The following is a 19,919-nucleotide window of genomic DNA, read 5'->3' on the forward strand; positions in this document are numbered from 1 at the left end:
CTTCTCACCAATCGGCCGAACGGGCTGTAGCCCTTTCACGTTCGCTAAGCCCGTAGCGGCCATTGGCGAACATCCATCACCGGATTCGTTGCTATCCCATCGCGCGACTGACACTGATAGTGTTACCGCCGCGCAACGGATGCTTCGTACGCAAAGCTTCATAGCAAAGGCCGTACCACACCGCTTGCCGAAGTCATTGCGCGACACGTCAATAGCTAAACTTGTAACCTTGCGACATCTTGTTAACGGATCAACCGGGCGCGCACTTCAATCACGCACTCAATGAGAGCGCCCGCACATTTTTGGAGCAGACATGACCGAGCCCTTGATTCTTCAGCCTGTTAAGCCCGCGGATGCCTGCGTGATCTGGCTGCACGGCCTCGGCGCCGACCGTTACGACTTCCTGCCGGTCGCCGAGGCGCTGCAGGAAAGCCTGCTGAGCACACGTTTTGTGCTGCCCCAGGCACCCACTCTTCCAGTGACGATAAATGGCGGATATGCCATGCCCAGCTGGTACGACATCAAGGCCATGAGCCCGGCCCGGGCGATTGACCGTGACCAGTTGGAAGCGTCGGCAGATCGCATCATCGAACTGATCGAAAGCGAACGCGCCAGCGGAATAGACGCCTCGCGGATCTTTCTGGCCGGATTCTCCCAGGGCGGCGCCGTGGTATTGCACACCGCTTTCCTGAAATGGCAGGGGCCGTTGGGTGGGGTGCTGGCGTTGTCGACATATGCGCCGACCTTCACTGACGAGATGGAGCTTTGCGCCAGTCAGCAGCGCATTCCTGCGCTGTGTCTGCACGGTCAGTTCGATGGGGTGGTGCAGAACTCGATGGGGCGCAGTGCCTATGAGCATTTGGTGAAGCATGGTGTCACCGTGACATGGCAGGAATACCCAATGGAGCACGAAGTGTTACCTGAAGAGATTCGCGACATCGGCGTCTGGTTGAGCGAACTCCTGCGCTGATTGGCGACCAATCCCTGCCCTTTGATCCCTCCTACTACGCCGCGCCCGTTTCTTGCATTACACTGGCCGGCGTACATTCCTTAACCAATTGATGAGATGACCGTGCTCAAAGCACTCAAGAAAATGTTCGGTAAAAGCGAGGCTGAGCAGCTCGCGCCAGTTTCCAGCGCGCCGTCGCACGCCCCCGGTCATCGCACCGATGCCCCACAGGCCGACCGCCCCGCTCCCGCAGCCACACCGAAGCCAGAAGAAAAACCCGCTACGGCCGCGCCAATTGCCGCCGAGCCTGCGCGCAGCGAAACGCCGAAACCGGCCAGACCGCGTCGCGAACCGAAGCCCAAGACAGCGGTAATTCCCTGGAAACTCGAAGACTTCGTCGTCGAGCCGCAGGAAGGCAAAACCCGCTTTCACGATTTCAAGCTCGCCCCGGAACTGATGCACGCCATCCAGGACCTGGGCTTTCCTTACTGCACGCCGATCCAGGCGCAGGTGCTGGGCTTCACCCTCGCTGGCAAAGACGCCATCGGCCGTGCGCAGACCGGCACCGGCAAGACCGCCGCGTTCCTGATCTCGATCATCACCCAACTGCTGCAGACGCCGCCGCCCAAAGAGCGCTACATGGGCGAACCGCGCGCGTTGATCATCGCGCCGACCCGCGAACTGGTGGTGCAGATCGCCAAGGACGCCGCAGACCTGACCAAGTACACCGGCCTCAACGTGATGACGTTCGTCGGCGGCATGGACTTCGACAAACAGCTCAAGCACCTCGAAGCGCGCTATTGCGACATTCTCGTCGCGACCCCGGGCCGCTTGCTCGACTTCAACCAGCGCGGCGACGTGCATCTGGACATGGTCGAAGTGATGGTGCTGGACGAAGCCGACCGCATGCTCGACATGGGTTTCATCCCGCAGGTTCGGCAGATCATTCGTCAGACCCCGCCGAAGTCCGAGCGCCAGACCTTGCTGTTCTCCGCGACCTTTACCGAAGACGTGATGAACCTTGCCAAGCAATGGACCACGGATCCGGCGATCGTCGAAATCGAAATCACCAACGTCGCCAATGAGAACGTCGAGCAGCACATCTACGCCGTGGCCGCCGCCGACAAATACAAACTGCTCTACAACCTGGTCAACGACAACGGTTGGGAGCGGGTCATCGTGTTTGCCAACCGCAAGGACGAAGTGCGCCGCATCGAGGAGCGCCTGGTGCGTGACGGCATCAACGCCGCGCAATTGTCCGGTGACGTGCCGCAGCACAAACGCATCAAGACCCTCGAAGGTTTCCGCGAAGGCAAGATTCGCGTGCTGGTGGCCACCGATGTCGCCGGTCGCGGCATCCACATCGACGGTATCAGCCACGTGATCAACTTCACCCTGCCGGAAGTGCCGGACGATTACGTGCACCGCATCGGCCGTACCGGTCGCGCCGGCGCTGACGGTGTGTCGATCAGCTTCGCCGGTGAGGACGACTCCTATCAGTTGCCGTCCATCGAAGAAAAACTCGGTCGCAAGATCAGCTGCGAAACACCGCCGACGCATCTGCTCCGCGCGGTTGAGCGCAAGCGCCCACAATAAGCCTCGCGATACGAAAAAGCGCAGCCGGAAACGGACTGCGCTTTTTTTACGCCCGACGGTTGCTCGCCAGAACTAAAAGTCCATAATGGAAAAATAAGTTTATCTTTGGAGAGCGAGATGTCCGGTACCCCGTACGTGATCGATCAAGCCCTGGCCCGTGATCTACTGACGCGAATCGACGTGCCGCAGATCCTGCGCAAACTGTTCCGTGATCTGGCGGCCGGTAACGCCGTGCAGCCAGCTCAGCAGTTAGTGGAATTCCCACAGGGCGCCGGCGACTTCATCAATTATCTGGGCGTGCTGGCCGAGGACGGCGTGTACGGCGTGAAGACTTCGCCGTATATCGTTCGTGAGCAGGGTGCGCTGGTGACGGCGTGGACATTGTTGATGTCGATGAAAACCGGCCAACCGCTACTGCTCTGCGATGCCGGCGAACTGACCACCGCGCGCACCGCCGCGACCACGGCAGTGGCGGTTGACGCCCTCGCACCGGCGAATGCCCAACGACTGGCGATCATCGGCAGCGGGAAAGTCGCTCAGGCGCATCTGCATTACGTCAAAACCTTGCGCGAATGGCAAAGCATCAGCGTGTACTCGCCGTCGCTGCTGGAAGATCCTGAGATACAGGCCGTGTTGAGGACCATCGCGCCGCAACTGAAGATTGCCGACAGCCGCGAGGCCGCTATCGCCGAAGCTGACGTGATCATGCTCTGCACCTCGTCTGCCGGGCCGGTGATCGATCCTGCCGAATTGAGCAAACCGGCGCTGATCACCTCGATCAGCACCAACGCCCCCCGCGCACATGAAGTGCCGCCGGGCAGCCTCAACGACATGCAGGTGTTCTGCGACTATCGTCAGACCACGCCGGGGTCGGCGGGTGAGATGTTGATTGCCGCTGAGCAACATGGATGGCACAAGGAATCGATTGTGGGCGATCTGGCGGATTTGCTCAGCGACAAAGTCCTGCGCCCTGATTACCAGCGGCATGTGTTTTTCCGTTCGATCGGTCTGGGCCTAGAAGACATTGCCTTGGCCAATGCCGTTTATCACCTCACCACAAATCCCTTGTAGGAGTGAGCCTGCTCGCGATAGCGGTCTGACATTCGATATTGATGTCGGCTGATCGACCGCTATCGCGAGCAGGCTCACTCCTACAGGGGGCGACGTCATTTCTGGATATCGCGTACACACCGGAGAGTTTCATGAACCACGCAGATTTCATCATCATCGGCGGCGGGATTGCCGGCGCTTCCACCGGGTTCTGGCTGGCGCCGCACGGCAAAGTGATCGTGCTCGAACGTGAAACCCATCCCGGCTATCACTCCACCGGTCGTTCCGCCGCGCTGTACACCGCCGCCTACGGCACCGCTCAGGTACGCGCACTCACTCAGGCCAGCCGCGCGTTCTTCGACAATCCTCCCAGCGGCTTCTGCGAGCATCCGCTACTGACCCCACGCGGCGAAATGACCGTCGACTTCATCGGCGACCCTGCCGAACTGAACAACCAATACCTCAGCGCCAAAGCCACCGTGCCGCAGATGCAGCTGCTCAGCGCCGACGAAGCCTGCGCACGCCTGCCGATCCTGCGCCGGGATAAAGTCCACGGTGCGATCTACGATCCTTCGGCGTGCGACATCGACACCGACGCGCTGCATCAGGGCTACCTGCGCGGCATCCGGCGCAACCACGGCGAAGTCCACACCGATTGCGAAGTGCTTGGCCTGGATCGCGATGCCGATGGCCTGTGGATCGTGCAAACCAACGGCGAGACGTTCAGCGCACCGGTGCTGATCAACGCCGCCGGTGCCTGGGCCGACAGGATCGGCGCCCTGGCCGGTGCGCAGCCGCTGGGTCTGCAACCGAAACGTCGTGCTGCGTTTATCTTTGCCGGTCCTGAAGGCGTGGATATTCATCACTGGCCGATGCTGGTCAGCCTCGACGAATCCTTCTACATGAAGCCCGACGCCGGCATGTTCCTCGGCTCGCCGGCCAACGCCGACCCGGTTGAACCGCACGACGTGCAGCCGGAAGAACTCGACATCGCCATGGGTATTTATCAGATCGAAGAAGCCACCACACTGACCATCCGCCGCCCGACCCGCACCTGGGCCGGGCTGCGCAGTTTCGTTGCCGACGGTGATCTGCTCAGCGGTTTCGATTCAAAAGTGCCGGGGCTGTTCTGGGTTGCGGCACAGGGCGGTTACGGCATTCAGACGTCGCCGGCGATGGGTCAGGCCAGTGCGGCGCTGGTGCGCGGCGAGCCGTTCCCCGAGCAGCTGCAGCAATTCGGTCTGGACAGCGCCATGCTCTCCCCCGCCCGACTGGGGTGATCGCATCGACTCGCCCAAGAGATTGCGGCACACTCGCAGCGCCCCGGCACATGGGGCGCTGACGCTGCCTGGAGTTCCACTGTCATGACCGCCCCCGAATTCGACCCGGCGCTGGATAACTTCCGCGCCATCGCCGATGCCATCGCCACGCTGTTCTTTCCCCATGCCGAGGTGGTGCTGCACGACCTGCGCACGCAGAAGGTCGACTACATCGCCAACAACCTGTCCAAGCGTGAAATCGGCGACGACTCCTCGCTGGAAGACATGCTCAGCGAGGAGGTCAGCGAAAGAAACATCGGCCCGTACGAAAAGCTCAACTGGGACGGTCAGAAGATTCGCAGCCTGAGCACTGTGCTGCGCGACAGTGAAGATCGACCGCTCGCAGTGCTGTGCATCAATCTGAATATTTCCCTGTTCGAGAACGCCAAAGCGGCACTCGACCTGTTTCTGTCGCCGAGCAAACTGATTCCGCAGCCGGACTCACTGTTCCGTGATGACTGGCAGGAACGCATCAACACCTTCCTCCACGCGTGGCTGCGCGAGCGGCAGTTGAGCCTGAACCTGCTGACCCGTGATCACAAACGCGAACTGGTGCTGGCGCTGCACGCCGAGGGCGCGTTCAAGGGCAAAAGCGCCTCGAACTACGTGGCCAATGTGCTGAACATGGGCCGGGCGACGGTGTACAAGCATTTGAAGGAATTGAAGGGCTGAAAAGCAAAAGATCGCAGCCTTCGGCAGCTCCTACAGGAGAGCGCATTCCCATGTAGGAGCTGCCGAAGGCTGCGATCTTTTTATCAGTCGCCGTAGATATCGGTCTTGAAATACTTCTGGGAAATCTTCTGATACTCGCCACTCGCGCGAATCCCGTCGATGGCGCTGTTCAACTGGCTGACCAGCTCGGCATTGCCCTTGCGCACCGCAATCCCCGCGCCTTCACCGACATACTTGGGATCCTTCAACTCCGGACCGACAAACGCATAACCCTTGCCGCGGGGCATCGACAGGAAGTCATTGAGCGGAATGGTGTCGGCGAAAATCGCATCGAGGCGCCCCGCCGCCAGGTCCATGTAGATTTCTTCGTTATTGCTGTAGCGCTTGACGTTGATGCCCTTGGGTTCGAACACCTCGGTGGCATAACGATCAGTGGTGGTCGCACGCTGCACGCCAACATTCTTGCCTTTGAGGCTGGCGTACTGATCATCGACGCTGGCGCCTTCCTTCATCACCAGGCGCGAGGATGTGAAGTAGTACTTATGGCTGAAATCCACTGACTTCTTGCGATCTTCGTTGATGGTCATCGACGACAGCGCCATGTCGATCTTCTTCACTTTCAGCGAAGGAATCAGCCCGTCGAACTCACCTTCGACCCACACACACTTGACCTTCATCTGCGCACACAAGGCATTGCCGATGTCGTAGTCGAAACCGACGATTTCACCCTTGTCGGTTTTCGACGCGAACGGCGGATAGGCCGCTTCGATGCCGATGCGCAGGGTTTTCTCGGCGGCGAACACGCTGGCGGAGGCCAACAGGCTGAGGGCCAGACCGGTGATGAGGGGAAGTTTCTTCATGTTCGTTCTCTCGCGAAGTTGTTGTTGGTTTGGCAAGAAAGCAGCTACAAGCGGCAAGCTATTAGCTGCAAGACAGAAGCTTTTTTTGTACTTGGAAATCCATACTGGACTCTCAGGTACAAATCGTCAATCGGGTAGAGAGGGAGGATTTCGGTGTTGCAGATGACGCCTTCGCGAGCAGGCTCACTCCTACATTTGCAATGCGTTCCCCTGTAGGAGTGAGCCTGCTCGCGATAGCGGATTTGAGGGCAATACAGAACTTACTTCTTCCAGCGATCCGCAGCCACATGATCACTGTCCCGCCCCTCAACCCAACGGGGCCCATCGCTGGTGTTTTCTTTCTTCCAGAACGGCGCGCGGGTTTTCAGGTAGTCCATGACGAACGCGCAGGCATCGAACGCGGCCTGGCGATGGGCGCTGGCGGCGCCGACGAAGACGATCGGCTCGCCCGGCTCCAGCGCGCCGATGCGGTGCAGCACTTCCAGTTTCAGCAGCGGCCAGCGCTGCTGCGCTTCGACAGCGATCTTGCCGAGGGCTTTTTCGGTCATGCCCGGGTAGTGCTCGAGAAACATCCCCGCGACGTCGAGCCCGTCGTTGAAGTCGCGCACGTAACCGACAAAGCTCACCACCGCACCGACGCCCACATTGGCCGCGTGCATCGCATTGACTTCAGCGCCCGGATCGAACGGCATGGCCTGCACGCGAATCGCCATGTTCAGCCCCCGGTCACAGTTGGAAAAAACGCCACTTCGTCGCCATCGGTCACTGGCTCGTCAAGCTGACAAAGATCCTCGTTGCGTGCGCACATCAGGTTCTGCTCGCTCAACACCTCAGCGCCATCACGTTGCGCCAACAATGCGCGAACGTCATCGACGCTAGCGAAATCGCCTTCAACCACGACTGAATCCACGCCCAGCGCCTCGCGGTAACGGGCAAAAAACTTCACGGTCAGTTTCATGCCGGCTCCGCTTGGAAATGGCCGCTCTTGCCGCCGACTTTTTCCAGCAGACGCACGCTTTCGATGGTCATGCCACGATCGACGGCTTTGCACATGTCATAGATGGTCAGGGCGGCGACACTGGCGGCGGTCAGCGCCTCCATTTCGACGCCGGTCTGCCCGGACAACTTGCAGCGGGCGACGATGCGCACGCTGTCTTCGCCTTCGGCGCTGAGTTCGACTTTGACGCCCGTCAGCATCAGCGGATGGCACAGCGGAATCAGATCGCTGGTTTTCTTCGCTGCCTGAATCCCGGCAATGCGTGCCACGGCGAACACATCACCTTTGGGATGGCCGCCGCTGACGATCATCTGCAGGGTTTCAGGGAGCATGCGCACCAGCGCTTGAGCCGTCGCTTCACGGAACGTCACGGCTTTTTCAGTGACGTCGACCATGTTGGCGCGACCTTGGGAATCGAGATGAGTCAGCACGGGATTACTCCTGATCAGGAGCGTGGATTGTAAACCTGTGGGTCAGATATCCGCATCACTGATTATGAAATCACCGCTATCACCTGTAGGAGTGAGCCTGCTCGCGATAGCGGTCTGGTATTCAACATTGATGTCGACTGATCGACCGCTATCGCGAGCAGGCTCACTCCTACATTTTGATTTGCATAGGCCATAAAAACGGGCGGCCGACTGGCCGCCCGGTTTTGGGTGAAGGATTACAAATGCGATTCGGCGTATTCGGCCAGGATCGAGCGAGGCACCCCTTGCAGGGTGATGTGCACACCGTTGGGGAAATCCTTGAAGCGTTCGGTCAGGTAGGTCAGCCCGGAGCTGGTCGCGGACAGGTAAGGGGTATCGATCTGTGCCAGGTTACCCAGGCACACCACTTTGGAACCGGCGCCGGCACGGGTGATGATGGTCTTCATCTGGTGCGGCGTGAGGTTCTGGCATTCGTCGATCAGGATCAGGCTCTGCTGGAAGCTGCGACCGCGAATGTAGTTGAGCGATTTGAACTGCAACGGCACTTTGCTGAGGATGTAGTCGACGCTGCCATGGGTGTTCTCGTCATCCATGTGCAAGGCTTCGAGGTTGTCGGTGATGGCGCCCAGCCAAGGCTCCATTTTTTCCGCTTCGGTGCCGGGCAGGAAACCGATTTCCTGATCCAGACCCTGCACGCTGCGGGTGGCGATGATGCGGCGGTAGCGCTTGCTGACCATGGTCTGCTCGATCGCAGCGGCCAGCGCCAGGATGGTTTTACCCGAACCGGCGGCGCCGGACAGGTTGACCAGATGAATGTCCGGATCAAGCAACGCGTACAGCGCCAGACTCTGATAGATGTCGCGCGGCTTCAGCCCCCACGCCTCCTGATGCAGCAGCGGTTCCTGATGCAGGTCGAGGATCAGCAGTTTGTCTTCCTGGATTTCCTTGATCCAGCCGACAAAGCCCTGCTCGTCGATAATGAATTCGTTGATATGCACTGCTGGCAGGTTGTCGATCAACTGCACCTGGTGCCAGGTGCGGCCATGGTCCTGGCGGGTTTCGACCTTGCTCACGCGGTCCCAGAAGGAGCCGGTCATGTTGTGGTAGCCATTGGGCAGCAGGGACACGTCATCGACCAATTGGTCGGTGCTGTAGTCCTCGGCGTCGATGCCGCAGGCGCGCGCCTTGAGGCGCATGTTGATGTCTTTGGTGACCAGCACCACCGGTTTCTGCGGATCGCGAGTGTGCAGATCGATCAGTTGGTTGATGATTTTGTTGTCGTTCAGGTGCTCGGGCAGAATCAGATTCGACTCGGCCTGCTTGCTCATCAGAATTGACAGCAAGCCCTTCGGCCCGCCCTTGCCACGCTGGATCGGCACACCGAGCTCAACATCTTCGGGAGACGCGTCGCCCAGGGTCTTGTCGATCAGGCGGATCGCCTGGCGGCATTCGGCGGCCACGCTGTGATGGCCGCTCTTGAGCTTGTCCAGCTCTTCCAGCACGGTCATCGGGATGGCGACGTGGTGTTCTTCGAAATTCAGCAGGGCATTTGGATCGTGAATCAATACGTTGGTATCGAGTACATACAGGATTGGCTGGTTGGAGGAAGGGCTGCGTCCGTGATCATCCATACTCGGTCACCTATGTGGGAGCCATTCGACGCAATACCGTGACAGTGCTGCGCCTCGAGGTGACTGCCGAATTCATCCACGAGGGCCTGGATGAACTGCACACAATAGGAGTCTGGGAAGACGCCACCTGTGTTGCAGGTTTCGGCGGTCTGTCTTCGTAATACTCCAAAACCGATGACATAAAAAAGTACTTTGACGGTTTTTTTAAGTTTATTTTGCAGAGTGACGAAAAGGCCTTGGCGGACTCCCCAGACACCGCTAAAGTCGGAAGTCCGCCTGCATCGAATTCCCGTCAAAAATCACCCCAAGCCCAATGTTTCCGGGCTTTGTTTAGTTTCTCAACGAAACGCGTCCTGGCAGTCTTCCCAACCGATACCGCTCTGCGCAGTCTGGGTGATCAGCCACGGCAGCGAAGTCTTCACGGCGTCCTGTTTCATGTTGAAATTGATCACCCCGTGACGCCACAACAGCATCAGGGTCAACACCCGCTGCGCGCTGGCCGGGCCCTTGAGCTTGCCCGCGCCGTCTTGAGCATCGATGTCCCACAGCGCCACTTGCAGGCCCTGGGTATTGAAGAAACCTTGCGCGTCGCTGCGGCGCTGGCCATCCGGCGGACGGAACAGCGGCACGAAGTTTTCCGGCAGTTTGTTCTTCACCAGATCGGCGCTGCGCCGTACCGAATCCTGCCAGTCCTGCCAATGGCTGTGGGAGCGGAATTCCCAGCCCTGCACGCCAACGCACTGCCGGGAGAAGCTCGCTTGCAGGCTGCTGACCGAACGGCCGGCGAGCCGCGCCTGGATATCCTTGCCCAAGACGAAAAATGTTCCGCTCAGATTCGATTTACGCAGATATTCGGTCAGCCAGTCGGTGTTGTCCGGTTGCAGGTTGGCGGCGCTGTCGAAAGTCAGCAGAAACAGCCGGTCGTGCATGTCTTCGCCGTTACGCTCGTAGTCACCGAAACGATCGAATTCATTGCTGGTTTGCGGCGACAGCGCGGCCTTGCGCATCAGCTCGTCCAGATACTGCAAATGGAAGATCCGGCTCGGCTCGGCCCATTTGGTGTAATAACTGTCGTCGCTGACCACGAACTTGGCGGCCTGCTCGCGCAGAGTCGGCAGGTCTTCGACGAGGAAGCAGAACGAGGCGTCCTGATCGCAGCTTTGCTGGGCGTGATTGTAATTGGTCAGCAAGCGCTGCCAGAGACGCTGGCGCAACTGATTGATCGCATCGATATTGACCGTGCGCAGGCCCAGGCGCTGGGCGAGTGCCGCCTCGTCGATGGATTCGGTGCCGAGCAGGCCGCGAGCGAACATGAGGATTTCCGCCCGAGACGCGACGTCGAACAAGGTCGGATTGCTCAACTGCTCCGGCCAGGTCGTGCGGTCCAGCGTCGCCGCATCGCCGGGCGCCGCCAAGGCCGCGTAGCTCAGCAGCCACGCGGTGAATAAAAGAACAATGCGCAAAGGGATGCCTCCATAACAAAACCCGCGCGGCACTATATCGCGGGTGGATCAAAACAAAGATCAAAAGATCGCAGCCTTCGGCAGCTCCTACCTGTCCCCATTGAATTCATTGCGGTTTCATCTCGAGCGCAATCTGTAGGAGCTGCCGAAGGCTGCGATCTTGTTCCATGACACCACCGATCACCTATCACGCTCATAGCTGGAGTCAACAAGGACAACCCCCTAGAATCGCCCCCACGATTAAAGGAGACGACTTCATGCTGATGGTGATTTCCCCCGCCAAGACTCTCGACTACGAAACACCGCCGGCGACCCAGCGCTTCACCCAGCCGCAATACCTCGACCATTCCCAGGAGTTGATCCAGCAGCTGCGCGAGCTGAGCCCGGCGCAGATCAGCGAATTGATGCACGTGTCCGACAAGATCGGTGGCCTCAATGCCGCGCGATTCGGCAGCTGGACGCCAGCCTTTACCCCAGAGAACGCCAAGCAGGCCCTGCTCGCATTCAAGGGTGACGTGTATACCGGCCTTGACGCTCAATCCTTCAGCGAGGCGCAATTCGATTACGCGCAAAAGCACTTGCGCATGCTCTCCGGCCTTTATGGCCTGCTGCGCCCGCTGGACCTGATGCAACCGTATCGTCTGGAAATGGGCACCAAACTGGCCAACGCCCGTGGCAAGGATCTGTATGCGTTCTGGGGCACGCGCATCAGCGAATGGCTGAATGAGGCGCTGGCCGAGCAAGGCGATGACGTGCTGCTCAACCTTGCATCAAACGAGTACTTTTCCGCGGTCAAGCGCAACGCTCTGAAGGCGCGGATCATCAACACCGAGTTCAAGGACCAGAAGAACGGCCAGTACAAAATCATCAGTTTCTACGCGAAGAAAGCGCGCGGCCTGATGAGCCGTTTTGTGATTCAGGAACGCATCAACGACCCGGCTCAGCTCAAGCAGTTCAATGTGCAGGGTTATCGCTACAGCGCCGAGCAATCGAAACCCGACAATCTGGTGTTTTTACGCGACCACGCCCCGGAATAAAGCATGCCCTTTGCACGACTCTTTTCTCTGGGAGTCGTGCAGTCCGCCCGAAGTCAAAATCCCCCCGCAGCATATCGCCAATTTCATGGCGCCAATAAAACCACGACCTGTTTTCTAATTTTAGTTTCACTCGACACTCAAGTTTTTTTTCAGTAGTGGCACCTAAATTTTTTACCCGTAGTGGCACAAAACTATCGACCCCGTTTTCACCTCGATCAATAAAGGCCCAAGTCGCTAGTGCTATCAATTTGCTCTCAGTGCCATCTTGGTCAATATTTCAAAAAATTTCGGGTGGCACGATGAGCGGGCTGGAACTATGTCCAAATGCGTTGCTCATACCACCGGTAACGATTCTCGCCGAGTTTGTACGAGATAACTTACGCAGAGCTGATAGCCATGTAACCAAGTTGTCACACCAACTTGCCTGAGTGACTAACGAGTCTCAAAACAATCGAAGGACAGGAGATACGCACCATTAATATCCCCTACTAAGGCCAAGGCCGCGCCCCTATAAACGTGCTCGCCTGAGCACCTAACTGCTTGATTTACGGGCCCCCTACCCGACGTCGAGCAGGCTACATAACTGCACAAGAGTCTTCCCGCACGGAAGATCGGCTGCATAACAGGGCAAGTCATAACAACAAGGCCTAGTTGCGCACTTCTTGAGTGCATTTATTAGACACTCGGAACTTTGTATGCCTGCACACGGCATTGTGGCGCCTGTAAGCCGCACTTTCGAGTGCACTAGTGACCGCTGAACACCATTAACTCCGGCCATCTAAGGCCAGATATATACAGAGGTAATTGCGATGCGCATCAGCATATTTGGTTTGGGTTACGTTGGCGCAGTATGTGCCGGTTGCCTGTCTGCACGGGGCCATGACGTAGTTGGCGTCGACGTTGCCAAAGACAAGATCGACATGATTAACGCCGGCAAATCGCCAATCGTTGAACCGGGCCTGGGCGAACTTCTGCAACAGGGCGTCCAGACCGCTCGTCTGCGCGGTACGACCAACTTCGCCGAGGCGATTCGTGATACTGACCTGTCGATGATCTGCGTCGGCACGCCAAGCAAAAAGAACGGCGACCTGGAACTGAACTACATCGAGGCCGTGTGCCGCGAGATCGGTTTTGTCCTGCGTGAAAAAACCACCCGTCACACCATCGTCGTACGCAGCACCGTGCTGCCAGGCACCGTGGCCAACGTGGTAATCCCGATTCTGGAAGACTGCTCGGGCAAGAAGGCTGGCGTCGATTTCGGCGTAGCGGTCAACCCGGAATTCCTGCGTGAATCCACCGCCATCGCCGACTACGATCACCCACCGATGACCGTCATCGGCGAGTTCGATACCGCGTCGGGCGACGTTCTGCAATCGCTGTACGAAGAACTCGACGCACCGATCATCCGCAAGGACATCGCCGTTGCCGAGATGATCAAGTACACCTGCAACGTCTGGCACGCCACCAAAGTGACCTTCGCCAACGAGATCGGCAACATCGCCAAAGCGGTCGGCGTCGATGGCCGTGAAGTGATGGACGTGGTCTGCCAGGACAAGACACTGAACCTGTCCCAGTACTACATGCGCCCGGGCTTCGCTTTCGGCGGTTCGTGCCTGCCCAAGGACGTACGTGCGCTGACCTACCGCGCCGGCTCCCTGGACGTCGAAGCACCGCTGCTCAACTCGCTGATGCGCAGCAACGAATCGCAAGTGCAGAACGCTTTCGACATCGTTGAAAGCCATGACAAACGCAAAGTCGCCCTGCTCGGTCTGAGCTTCAAGGCCGGCACCGACGACCTGCGCGAAAGCCCGCTGGTCGAACTGGCGGAAATGCTGATCGGCAAGGGCTACGACCTGAGCATCTACGACAGCAACGTCGAGTACGCCCGCGTCCACGGTGCGAACAAGGACTACATCGAATCGAAGATTCCGCACGTGTCGTCCCTGCTCAACTCGGACTTCGACTCGGTGATCAACAACTCCGACGTGATCATCCTCGGTAACCGCGACGAGAAATTCCGTTCGCTGGCCCACGAAGCGCCGCAAGGCAAGCAAGTCATCGACCTGGTGGGCTTCATGTCCAAAGCCACCAGCGCCGGTAGCCGCACCGAAGGCATCTGCTGGTAAAGCAGCCCTAAGCGACAAGCCTCGAGCTGCAAGCCAAAGCGTTTCGCTTGCAGCTCGAAGCTTGCGGCTTGAAGCCTTCTCACCTTCGGATGACGGTTATGACCAAGCTCAAACATTTTTTTCTGCAATCAGCCGGCTGGCTTTTTTATCTCAGTCTGCTGATGGGCCTGGCCTTGATGCTGCCCACGTCCACATTCGACTCCGAGTCGAAGGACTTCATTTTCCTGATTGGCGCCGTGGGTATCTGGCGCTACTCGATGGGTGCAACGCACTTTGTGCGCGGCATGATTTTTCTCTACATCGTTTACCCGCACCTGCGTCGCAAAGTACGCAAGCTGGGTAAAGCGGCCGACCCGTCGCATGTGTTTCTGATGGTCACCAGCTTCCGTATTGACGCGCTGACAACCGCGCAGGTCTACAGCTCGGTGATCCGCGAAGCCATCGACTGCGAACTGCCGACCACCATTGTCTGCTCGATCGTGGAAATGTCCGACGAGTTGCTGGTCAAGGCACTGTGGGCGCGGATGAATCCGCCGGAGCGAGTCAAGCTCGACTTCGTACGCATTCCCGGCACCGGCAAGCGCGATGGTCTGGCGTTCGGATTCCGCGCGATCTCCCGTCACCTGCCGGACGACCGTGCCGTGGTGGCCGTGATCGACGGCGACACCGTGCTCGGCGAAGGCGTCGTGCGCAAGACCGTGCCGTGGTTCCAGCTGTTCGGCAATGTCGGCGGCCTGACCACCAACGAGTTCTGCGAAGTGCGCGGCGGCTACATCATGAGCGAATGGCACAAGCTGCGTTTCGCCCAGCGCCACATCAACATGTGCTCGATGGCCCTGTCCAAGCGCGTACTGACCATGACCGGTCGGATGTCGGTGTTCAAAGCCTCCGTGGTGACCAATCCGGAATTCATCGCCGACGTTGAAAGCGACTCGCTGCAACACTGGCGTCTGGGCCGTTTCAAGTTCCTGACCGGTGACGACAAGTCGAGCTGGTTCAGCCTGATGCGCCTGGGTTACGACACCTTCTACGTGCCGGACGCCGCGATCAACACCGTTGAGCACCCGCCGGAAAAGAGCTTCATCAAGGCCAGCCGCAAGCTGATGTTCCGCTGGTACGGCAACAATCTGCGCCAGAACTCGCGCGCACTGGGCCTGGGTATCCGTCGCCTCGGCGTGTTCACCTCGGTGGTGCTGTTCGACCAGCGCGTGTCGATGTGGACCTCGCTGCTCGGTCTGACCGTGGCACTGATCGCCAGCTTCAAATACGGCACCGCGTTCATCCTCGTGTACCTGCTGTGGATCGGCATCACCCGCCTGATCCTGACGCTGTTGCTGTCGTGTTCCGGCCACCGTATCGGCCCTGCTTACCCGGCGATTCTGTATTACAACCAGATCGTTGGCGCCCTGGTGAAGATCTACGTGTTCTTCCGCCTCGACCAACAATCCTGGACTCGCCAGCCCACATCCCTGACCCGTGATCTCGCCAGCTTTCAACGTTGGTTCAACACCTGGTCGTCTCGGACCATGACCTTCTCCGCCGGCAGCATTTTTGTCGCCGTGCTGCTGATGATGGTCTGACCCGCTCCTATTGAATTAACAAGGAAATCGCCCCTATGAATACCGCCGTCAACGTCAACGTAGTGCATGAATCCGAAGCCCAGCGCCAGCACGCTCGCGTGAAAATCCCGGCCAAGCTGCGTTTCTTCGGCCCTGACCGGACTCCGCTCGAAGCGCGGGTCCTCGATCTGTCCGCTGGCGGTCTGGCGTTCAACGCCGGGCAGATGCCGCTGACCATCGGCGAGGTGTACAAGGCGCGTCTGCAATTCGTCATCGACAACCTCGGCCTGGCCATGGACGTTGAACTGCAGGTGCGCTCCTTTGATCGCGCTACCGGCCGTGCCGGCTGCCAGTTCCAGAACCTCGAGCCGCAGGACATTTCCACTCTGCGCCACCTGATCACTTCGCACCTGGCCGGCGACATCGTCAGCATCGGCGAAGTGCTGGCGACCCTGCAGCGCGACAACTTCACCAAGGCGCGCAAGAACAAGACCGACGATACCGGCATGACCCCGTTCGGCCGTCTGAAAGCGGTGACCTTCAGCGCCGGTATTTTCGCTGTCGGCCTGGTCGCTGCCGGTTTCATCTTCAAGTCGGTGTACGGCATGTACTTCGTCAGCCATGCGCAGGCCGGTCTGGTCAGCGTGCCGGGGATGAACATCACCATGCCGCGCGACGGCACCGTGCAAAGTCTGGTCAAGTCCGACGGCGTCGCTGCCAAAGGCGCACCGCTGGCGACCTTCAGCACCAGCATGCTCGACGTGCTCAAGGGCCATCTGGCCGAAGATCAACTGGCCCCGGCCAAGGTTGAAGAATTGTTCGGCAAGCAAATGACCGGCACCCTGACTTCGCCGTGCGACTGCACCGTGGCCCAGCAACTGGTGGCTGACGGTCAGTACGCGAGCAAGGGCGACGTGATCTTCCAGTTGGTGCCGCGCAACACCCAGGCCAACGTTGAAGCACGCTTCTCCTATCGCCAGTTCGGCGACGTGCGTCCGGGTACACCAGTCAGCTTCCAGATCGCCGGCGAAGACAAGACCCGCACCGGCAAGATCGTCAGCAGCACCAGCCTGAAGAGCGCCGACCTGTCCTCCGACATCCGCGTGCAGATCCAGCCAGACGAGCCGCTCGACAGCAGCCTCGCCGGCCGCCCGGTGGAAGTGAACAGCGACCGTGGCCCGAACCTGAACTGGCTGATCGACAAAGCCATGGCTGCCGGTCTTTAAGTCGAGGACATGCCTGTGACTACGCATAACTTGAACACACCGCCGACCCTGTGGGAGCGAGCCTGCTCGCGATGGGATCGCCGCGGTTTGTCTGATGTACCGAGTCGCTTGCATCGCGAGCAGGCTCACTCCTACAAGGGAACGGTGTGTGCCCTGGCATTGGCAGTGAGTCTGGCCGGTTGCGCCGGGCTGCCCGATCAGCGTCTGGCCAACGAAGCGCTCAAGCGTGGCGACACCGCCACCGCCGCGCAGAATTACCAGCAACTGGCCGATCTGGGTTACAGCGAGGCGCAAGTCGGTCTGGCCGATATCCAGGTCGACAGCCGTGACCCGGCGCAGATGAAACAGGCCGAAGCGACCTATCGCGCAGCGGCCAGCGTATCGCCGCGTGCCCAGGCACGTCTGGGTCGTCTGCTGGTGGCCAAGCCGGGCTCCACCGAAGCCGAACACCATGAAGCCGAAACCCTGCTGAAAAAAGCCGCCGCCAATGGCGAAGGCAATACGTTGATCCCGCTGGCGATGCTGTACCTGCAATACCCGCACAGCTTCCCGAACATCAACGCCCAGCAGCAGATCGATCAGTGGCGCAAGTCGGGCTACCCGGAAGCCGGTCTGGCGCAGGTGCTGCTGTATCGCACCCAGGGCACTTACGACCAGCACCTGGATGACGTGGAAAAGATCTGCAAGGCCGCAATCAACACCACCGACATCTGCTATGTCGAACTGGCTACCGTCTACCAGAAACGTGGCCAGGCGGAGCAACAGGCCGAACTGATCAAGCAGATGCAGGCCGGTTACAGCCGTGGCACCGTCACCGCGCAGCGAGTCGATTCCGTGGCCCGCGTGCTGGCCGATTCGACCCTGGGCAAGACCGACGAAAAAACTGCGCAGGCGCTGCTCGAGCCGATCGCTCCGGGCTACCCGGCGTCGTGGGTCACCCTCGCCCAATTGCTTTACGACTTCCCCGAACTGGGCGACGTCGACCAGATGATGAAGTACCTGGACAATGGCCGCGCCGCCGATCAGCCGCGCGCCGAACTGTTGCTGGGCAAGGTCTACTACGAAGGCAAAATGGTTCCGGCCGACGCCAAAGTCGCCGAGGAACACTTCCAGAAAGCCGTTGGCCGCGAAGTCGCCGCCGACTACTACCTCGGCCAGATCTATCGCCGTGGCTACCTCGGCAAGGTCTATCCGCAGAAGGCCCTCGACCACCTGCTGACCGCTGCGCGCAACGGCCAGAACAGTGCCGACTTCGCCATCGCCCAGCTGTTTTCCCAAGGCAAGGGCACCAAGCCCGATCCGCTGAACGCCTACGTATTCAGCCAACTGGCCAAGGCGCAGAACACCCCGCAAGCCGATGAACTGGCAGCGACCCTCGAGGCGCAATTGCCGCCCGAGCGCCTTCCCGAAGCCCGCCGCCTGTTGCAACAGGAACAGGCCAGCCGTGGCGCCCCGAACTCGAACACGCTGCAACTGCACGCCCTGCAAGAAGAAGACGGCGAGGAAAAACTATGAAGCTGAACCCATTCGTGAAGGCCGGTATTGGCCTCACCTTCGCGCTGATCTGGTCTTGCCCGACACTGGCTGCGATGACTGAAAGCAAGAACTTCGGTCTGGAAGTGAAACTCACCGGTCAATCCGAAGACGACCGTGACCTCGGCACTGCCGGTGGCGGCGACGTCAACGGCGTCGGCCTGGACCTGCGTCCGTGGATCTACGGCGAAAGCGGCGCGTGGAGCGCCTACGCGATGGGTCAGGCAGTGACCTCGACCGACATCATCGAGACCGACACCCTGCAACAATCCGACGGTGAACAAGCCACCGACAACAGTGATCGCAAAACCAAGAAGAACTACCTGGCGATGCGCGAGTTCTGGGTTGGCTACAGCGGCTTCACGCCGTACCCTGGCGAGATCCTCAAGTTCGGTCGCCAGCGTCTGCGCAATGACGACGGCCAATGGCGCGACACCAACATCGAAGCCCTGAACTGGACCTTCGACACCACCCTGCTGCGCGCCAATGCCGGTGTGGCCGAGCGCTTCAGCGAATACCGCACCGACCTCAAAGAGCTGGCGCCGAAAGACAAGGATCGCCTGCACGCCTACGCCGATGCCGCTTACCAGTGGACACCGGGCCAGTGGGTCGGCATTCGCGGTCACCACACTCACGACGACGGCAAACTCGATTACGCCGAGCCGGGCGTCCCGCGCGACTCGCTGGACAAGACCGAGAACGGCGACATCAGCTGGATCGGCCTGACCGCTGACAGCGACGCCTACAACTGGCGCAACACCAACACCGTCAACTACTGGGGCAGCATCACCGGCATGAGCGGCGACCGCGATACGGTCAACGCGCTGAACGCCGATGGCACGCGCCCGACACAAGCCAAGCGCAGCGATGACATCAGCGGCTGGGCCGCCGATGTCGGCGTGCGCCTGCGCCTCGATCCGCAATGGCAAGTCGGCGGTGCCTACGCCCGCGCCAGTGCCGATTACGAACAGAACGGTCTGGAGAGCAACCGCTCCAACTACACCGGTACCCGTTCACGCGTACACCGTTTCGGCGAAGCGTTCCGTGGCGAAATGAACAACATGCAGACCGCCACCCTGTTCGGTTCGTGGATGGTCAACGACGAGTACGACGCCAGCCTGATCTACCACAAGTTCTGGCGTGTCGACGGCAACAAGCCGGTCGGCAGCAACGGCATCAACGCGGTGGAAAACAACACCGACGACGTCACCGGCGCGATCCTCTCCAGCACCTCGCTGCCGCTTGAAGATGGCAACAAGGACCTGGGTCAGGAAATGGACCTGGTCGTCACCAAGTACTTCAAGCAAGGCCTGTTGCCGGCGGCGTTGAGCCAGTCGATCGACGAGCCTTCGGCACTGGTGCGTTTCCGTGGCGGTGTGTTCAAACCGGGCGATGCCTACGGCAGCCAGGTTGATTCCTACATGCACCGCGCATTCATTGACGTGATCTGGCGCTTCTGATGCAAACCGC

The 19,919-nt window shown here is 59.6% G+C and carries 17 protein-coding genes; 11 read left to right on the forward strand and 6 right to left on the reverse strand.

All coding sequences use genetic code 11. The annotated features are described in order from the left end of the window. The first annotated feature begins 313 nt into the window (after nucleotides 1–313). From AEQ63_RS19150 to AEQ63_RS19170, 5 genes are all read left to right on the forward strand, one after another. Nucleotides 314–970 (forward strand): alpha/beta hydrolase, encoded by a 657-nt coding sequence (locus AEQ63_RS19150; protein WP_064364409.1) that lies wholly within the window; start codon nucleotides 314–316, stop codon nucleotides 968–970. A 96-nt stretch (nucleotides 971–1,066) separates the two neighbouring features. Next, nucleotides 1,067–2,545, forward strand: a complete 1,479-nt coding sequence (rhlB, locus tag AEQ63_RS19155) for an ATP-dependent RNA helicase RhlB (protein WP_064364410.1) — start codon at nucleotides 1,067–1,069, stop codon at nucleotides 2,543–2,545. A 117-nt stretch (nucleotides 2,546–2,662) separates the two neighbouring features. Continuing rightward, nucleotides 2,663–3,616, forward strand: a complete 954-nt coding sequence (locus AEQ63_RS19160) for an ornithine cyclodeaminase family protein (RefSeq protein WP_064364411.1) — start codon at nucleotides 2,663–2,665, stop codon at nucleotides 3,614–3,616. Nucleotides 3,617–3,747: 131 nt separating this feature from the next. Further along, complete coding sequence (locus AEQ63_RS19165; protein ID WP_064364412.1) at nucleotides 3,748–4,875, forward strand: NAD(P)/FAD-dependent oxidoreductase; 1,128 nt, start codon at nucleotides 3,748–3,750, stop codon at nucleotides 4,873–4,875. 84 nt (nucleotides 4,876–4,959) lie between these two features. Beyond that, nucleotides 4,960–5,586, forward strand: coding sequence for a helix-turn-helix transcriptional regulator (locus AEQ63_RS19170; RefSeq protein ID WP_042607713.1), 627 nt, complete (start codon nucleotides 4,960–4,962; stop codon nucleotides 5,584–5,586). Nucleotides 5,587–5,669: 83 nt separating this feature from the next. On the opposite strand, the gene AEQ63_RS19175 is transcribed toward AEQ63_RS19170, so the two are convergent. The 6 genes from AEQ63_RS19175 to AEQ63_RS19200 form a co-directional block, all read right to left on the reverse strand. After that, complete coding sequence (locus AEQ63_RS19175) at nucleotides 5,670–6,446, reverse strand: ABC transporter substrate-binding protein (protein ID WP_064364413.1); 777 nt, start codon at nucleotides 6,444–6,446, stop codon at nucleotides 5,670–5,672. A 260-nt stretch (nucleotides 6,447–6,706) separates the two neighbouring features. Further along, nucleotides 6,707–7,159, reverse strand: coding sequence for a molybdopterin synthase catalytic subunit MoaE (moaE, locus tag AEQ63_RS19180; protein ID WP_064364414.1), 453 nt, complete (start codon nucleotides 7,157–7,159; stop codon nucleotides 6,707–6,709). Between the two features lie 2 nt (nucleotides 7,160–7,161). Then, on the reverse strand, nucleotides 7,162–7,404 hold the full coding sequence (locus tag AEQ63_RS19185) for a MoaD/ThiS family protein (RefSeq protein WP_042607710.1): 243 nt from the start codon (nucleotides 7,402–7,404) through the stop codon (nucleotides 7,162–7,164). Continuing rightward, nucleotides 7,401–7,874 (reverse strand): cyclic pyranopterin monophosphate synthase MoaC, encoded by a 474-nt coding sequence (gene moaC / locus AEQ63_RS19190; protein ID WP_064364415.1) that lies wholly within the window; start codon nucleotides 7,872–7,874, stop codon nucleotides 7,401–7,403. The genes AEQ63_RS19185 and moaC overlap by 4 nt, the downstream gene beginning before the upstream one ends. 236 nt (nucleotides 7,875–8,110) lie before the next feature. Continuing rightward, nucleotides 8,111–9,505, reverse strand: a complete 1,395-nt coding sequence (locus tag AEQ63_RS19195; RefSeq protein ID WP_042607708.1) for a PhoH family protein — start codon at nucleotides 9,503–9,505, stop codon at nucleotides 8,111–8,113. 338 nt (nucleotides 9,506–9,843) lie between these two features. After that, the gene (locus AEQ63_RS19200; RefSeq protein WP_042607707.1) at nucleotides 9,844–10,968 is read right to left on the reverse strand and encodes a polysaccharide deacetylase family protein; all 1,125 of its coding nucleotides are present in this window, start codon (nucleotides 10,966–10,968) and stop codon (nucleotides 9,844–9,846) included. Nucleotides 10,969–11,225: 257 nt separating this feature from the next. Here AEQ63_RS19200 and yaaA point away from each other — a divergent pair, with 257 nt between their 5' ends. The 6 genes from yaaA (at nucleotide 11,226) to AEQ63_RS19230 (ending at nucleotide 19,909) form a co-directional block, all read left to right on the forward strand. Next, a complete protein-coding gene (gene yaaA / locus AEQ63_RS19205; protein WP_064364416.1) occupies nucleotides 11,226–12,005 on the forward strand; it encodes a peroxide stress protein YaaA in 780 nt (259 codons plus the stop codon). Nucleotides 12,006–12,814: 809 nt separating this feature from the next. After that, nucleotides 12,815–14,131, forward strand: a complete 1,317-nt coding sequence (locus tag AEQ63_RS19210) for a nucleotide sugar dehydrogenase (protein WP_042607705.1) — start codon at nucleotides 12,815–12,817, stop codon at nucleotides 14,129–14,131. 98 nt (nucleotides 14,132–14,229) lie between these two features. Further along, a complete protein-coding gene (gene alg8, locus AEQ63_RS19215; RefSeq protein WP_161806094.1) occupies nucleotides 14,230–15,711 on the forward strand; it encodes a mannuronan synthase in 1,482 nt (493 codons plus the stop codon). Between the two features lie 35 nt (nucleotides 15,712–15,746). Beyond that, complete coding sequence (locus AEQ63_RS19220; protein ID WP_042607703.1) at nucleotides 15,747–16,916, forward strand: alginate biosynthesis protein Alg44; 1,170 nt, start codon at nucleotides 15,747–15,749, stop codon at nucleotides 16,914–16,916. 9 nt (nucleotides 16,917–16,925) lie between these two features. After that, nucleotides 16,926–18,431, forward strand: coding sequence for an alginate biosynthesis TPR repeat lipoprotein AlgK (algK, locus tag AEQ63_RS19225; RefSeq protein ID WP_177330606.1), 1,506 nt, complete (start codon nucleotides 16,926–16,928; stop codon nucleotides 18,429–18,431). Beyond that, complete coding sequence (locus tag AEQ63_RS19230; protein WP_064364418.1) at nucleotides 18,428–19,909, forward strand: alginate export family protein; 1,482 nt, start codon at nucleotides 18,428–18,430, stop codon at nucleotides 19,907–19,909. The genes algK and AEQ63_RS19230 overlap by 4 nt, the downstream gene beginning before the upstream one ends. Nucleotides 19,910–19,919 lie beyond the last annotated feature (10 nt).

Origin of the sequence: Pseudomonas sp. RIT-PI-o, from assembly GCF_001297215.1 — a bacterium.
Classification (GTDB): Bacteria; Pseudomonadota; Gammaproteobacteria; order Pseudomonadales; family Pseudomonadaceae; genus Aquipseudomonas; species Aquipseudomonas moraviensis_A.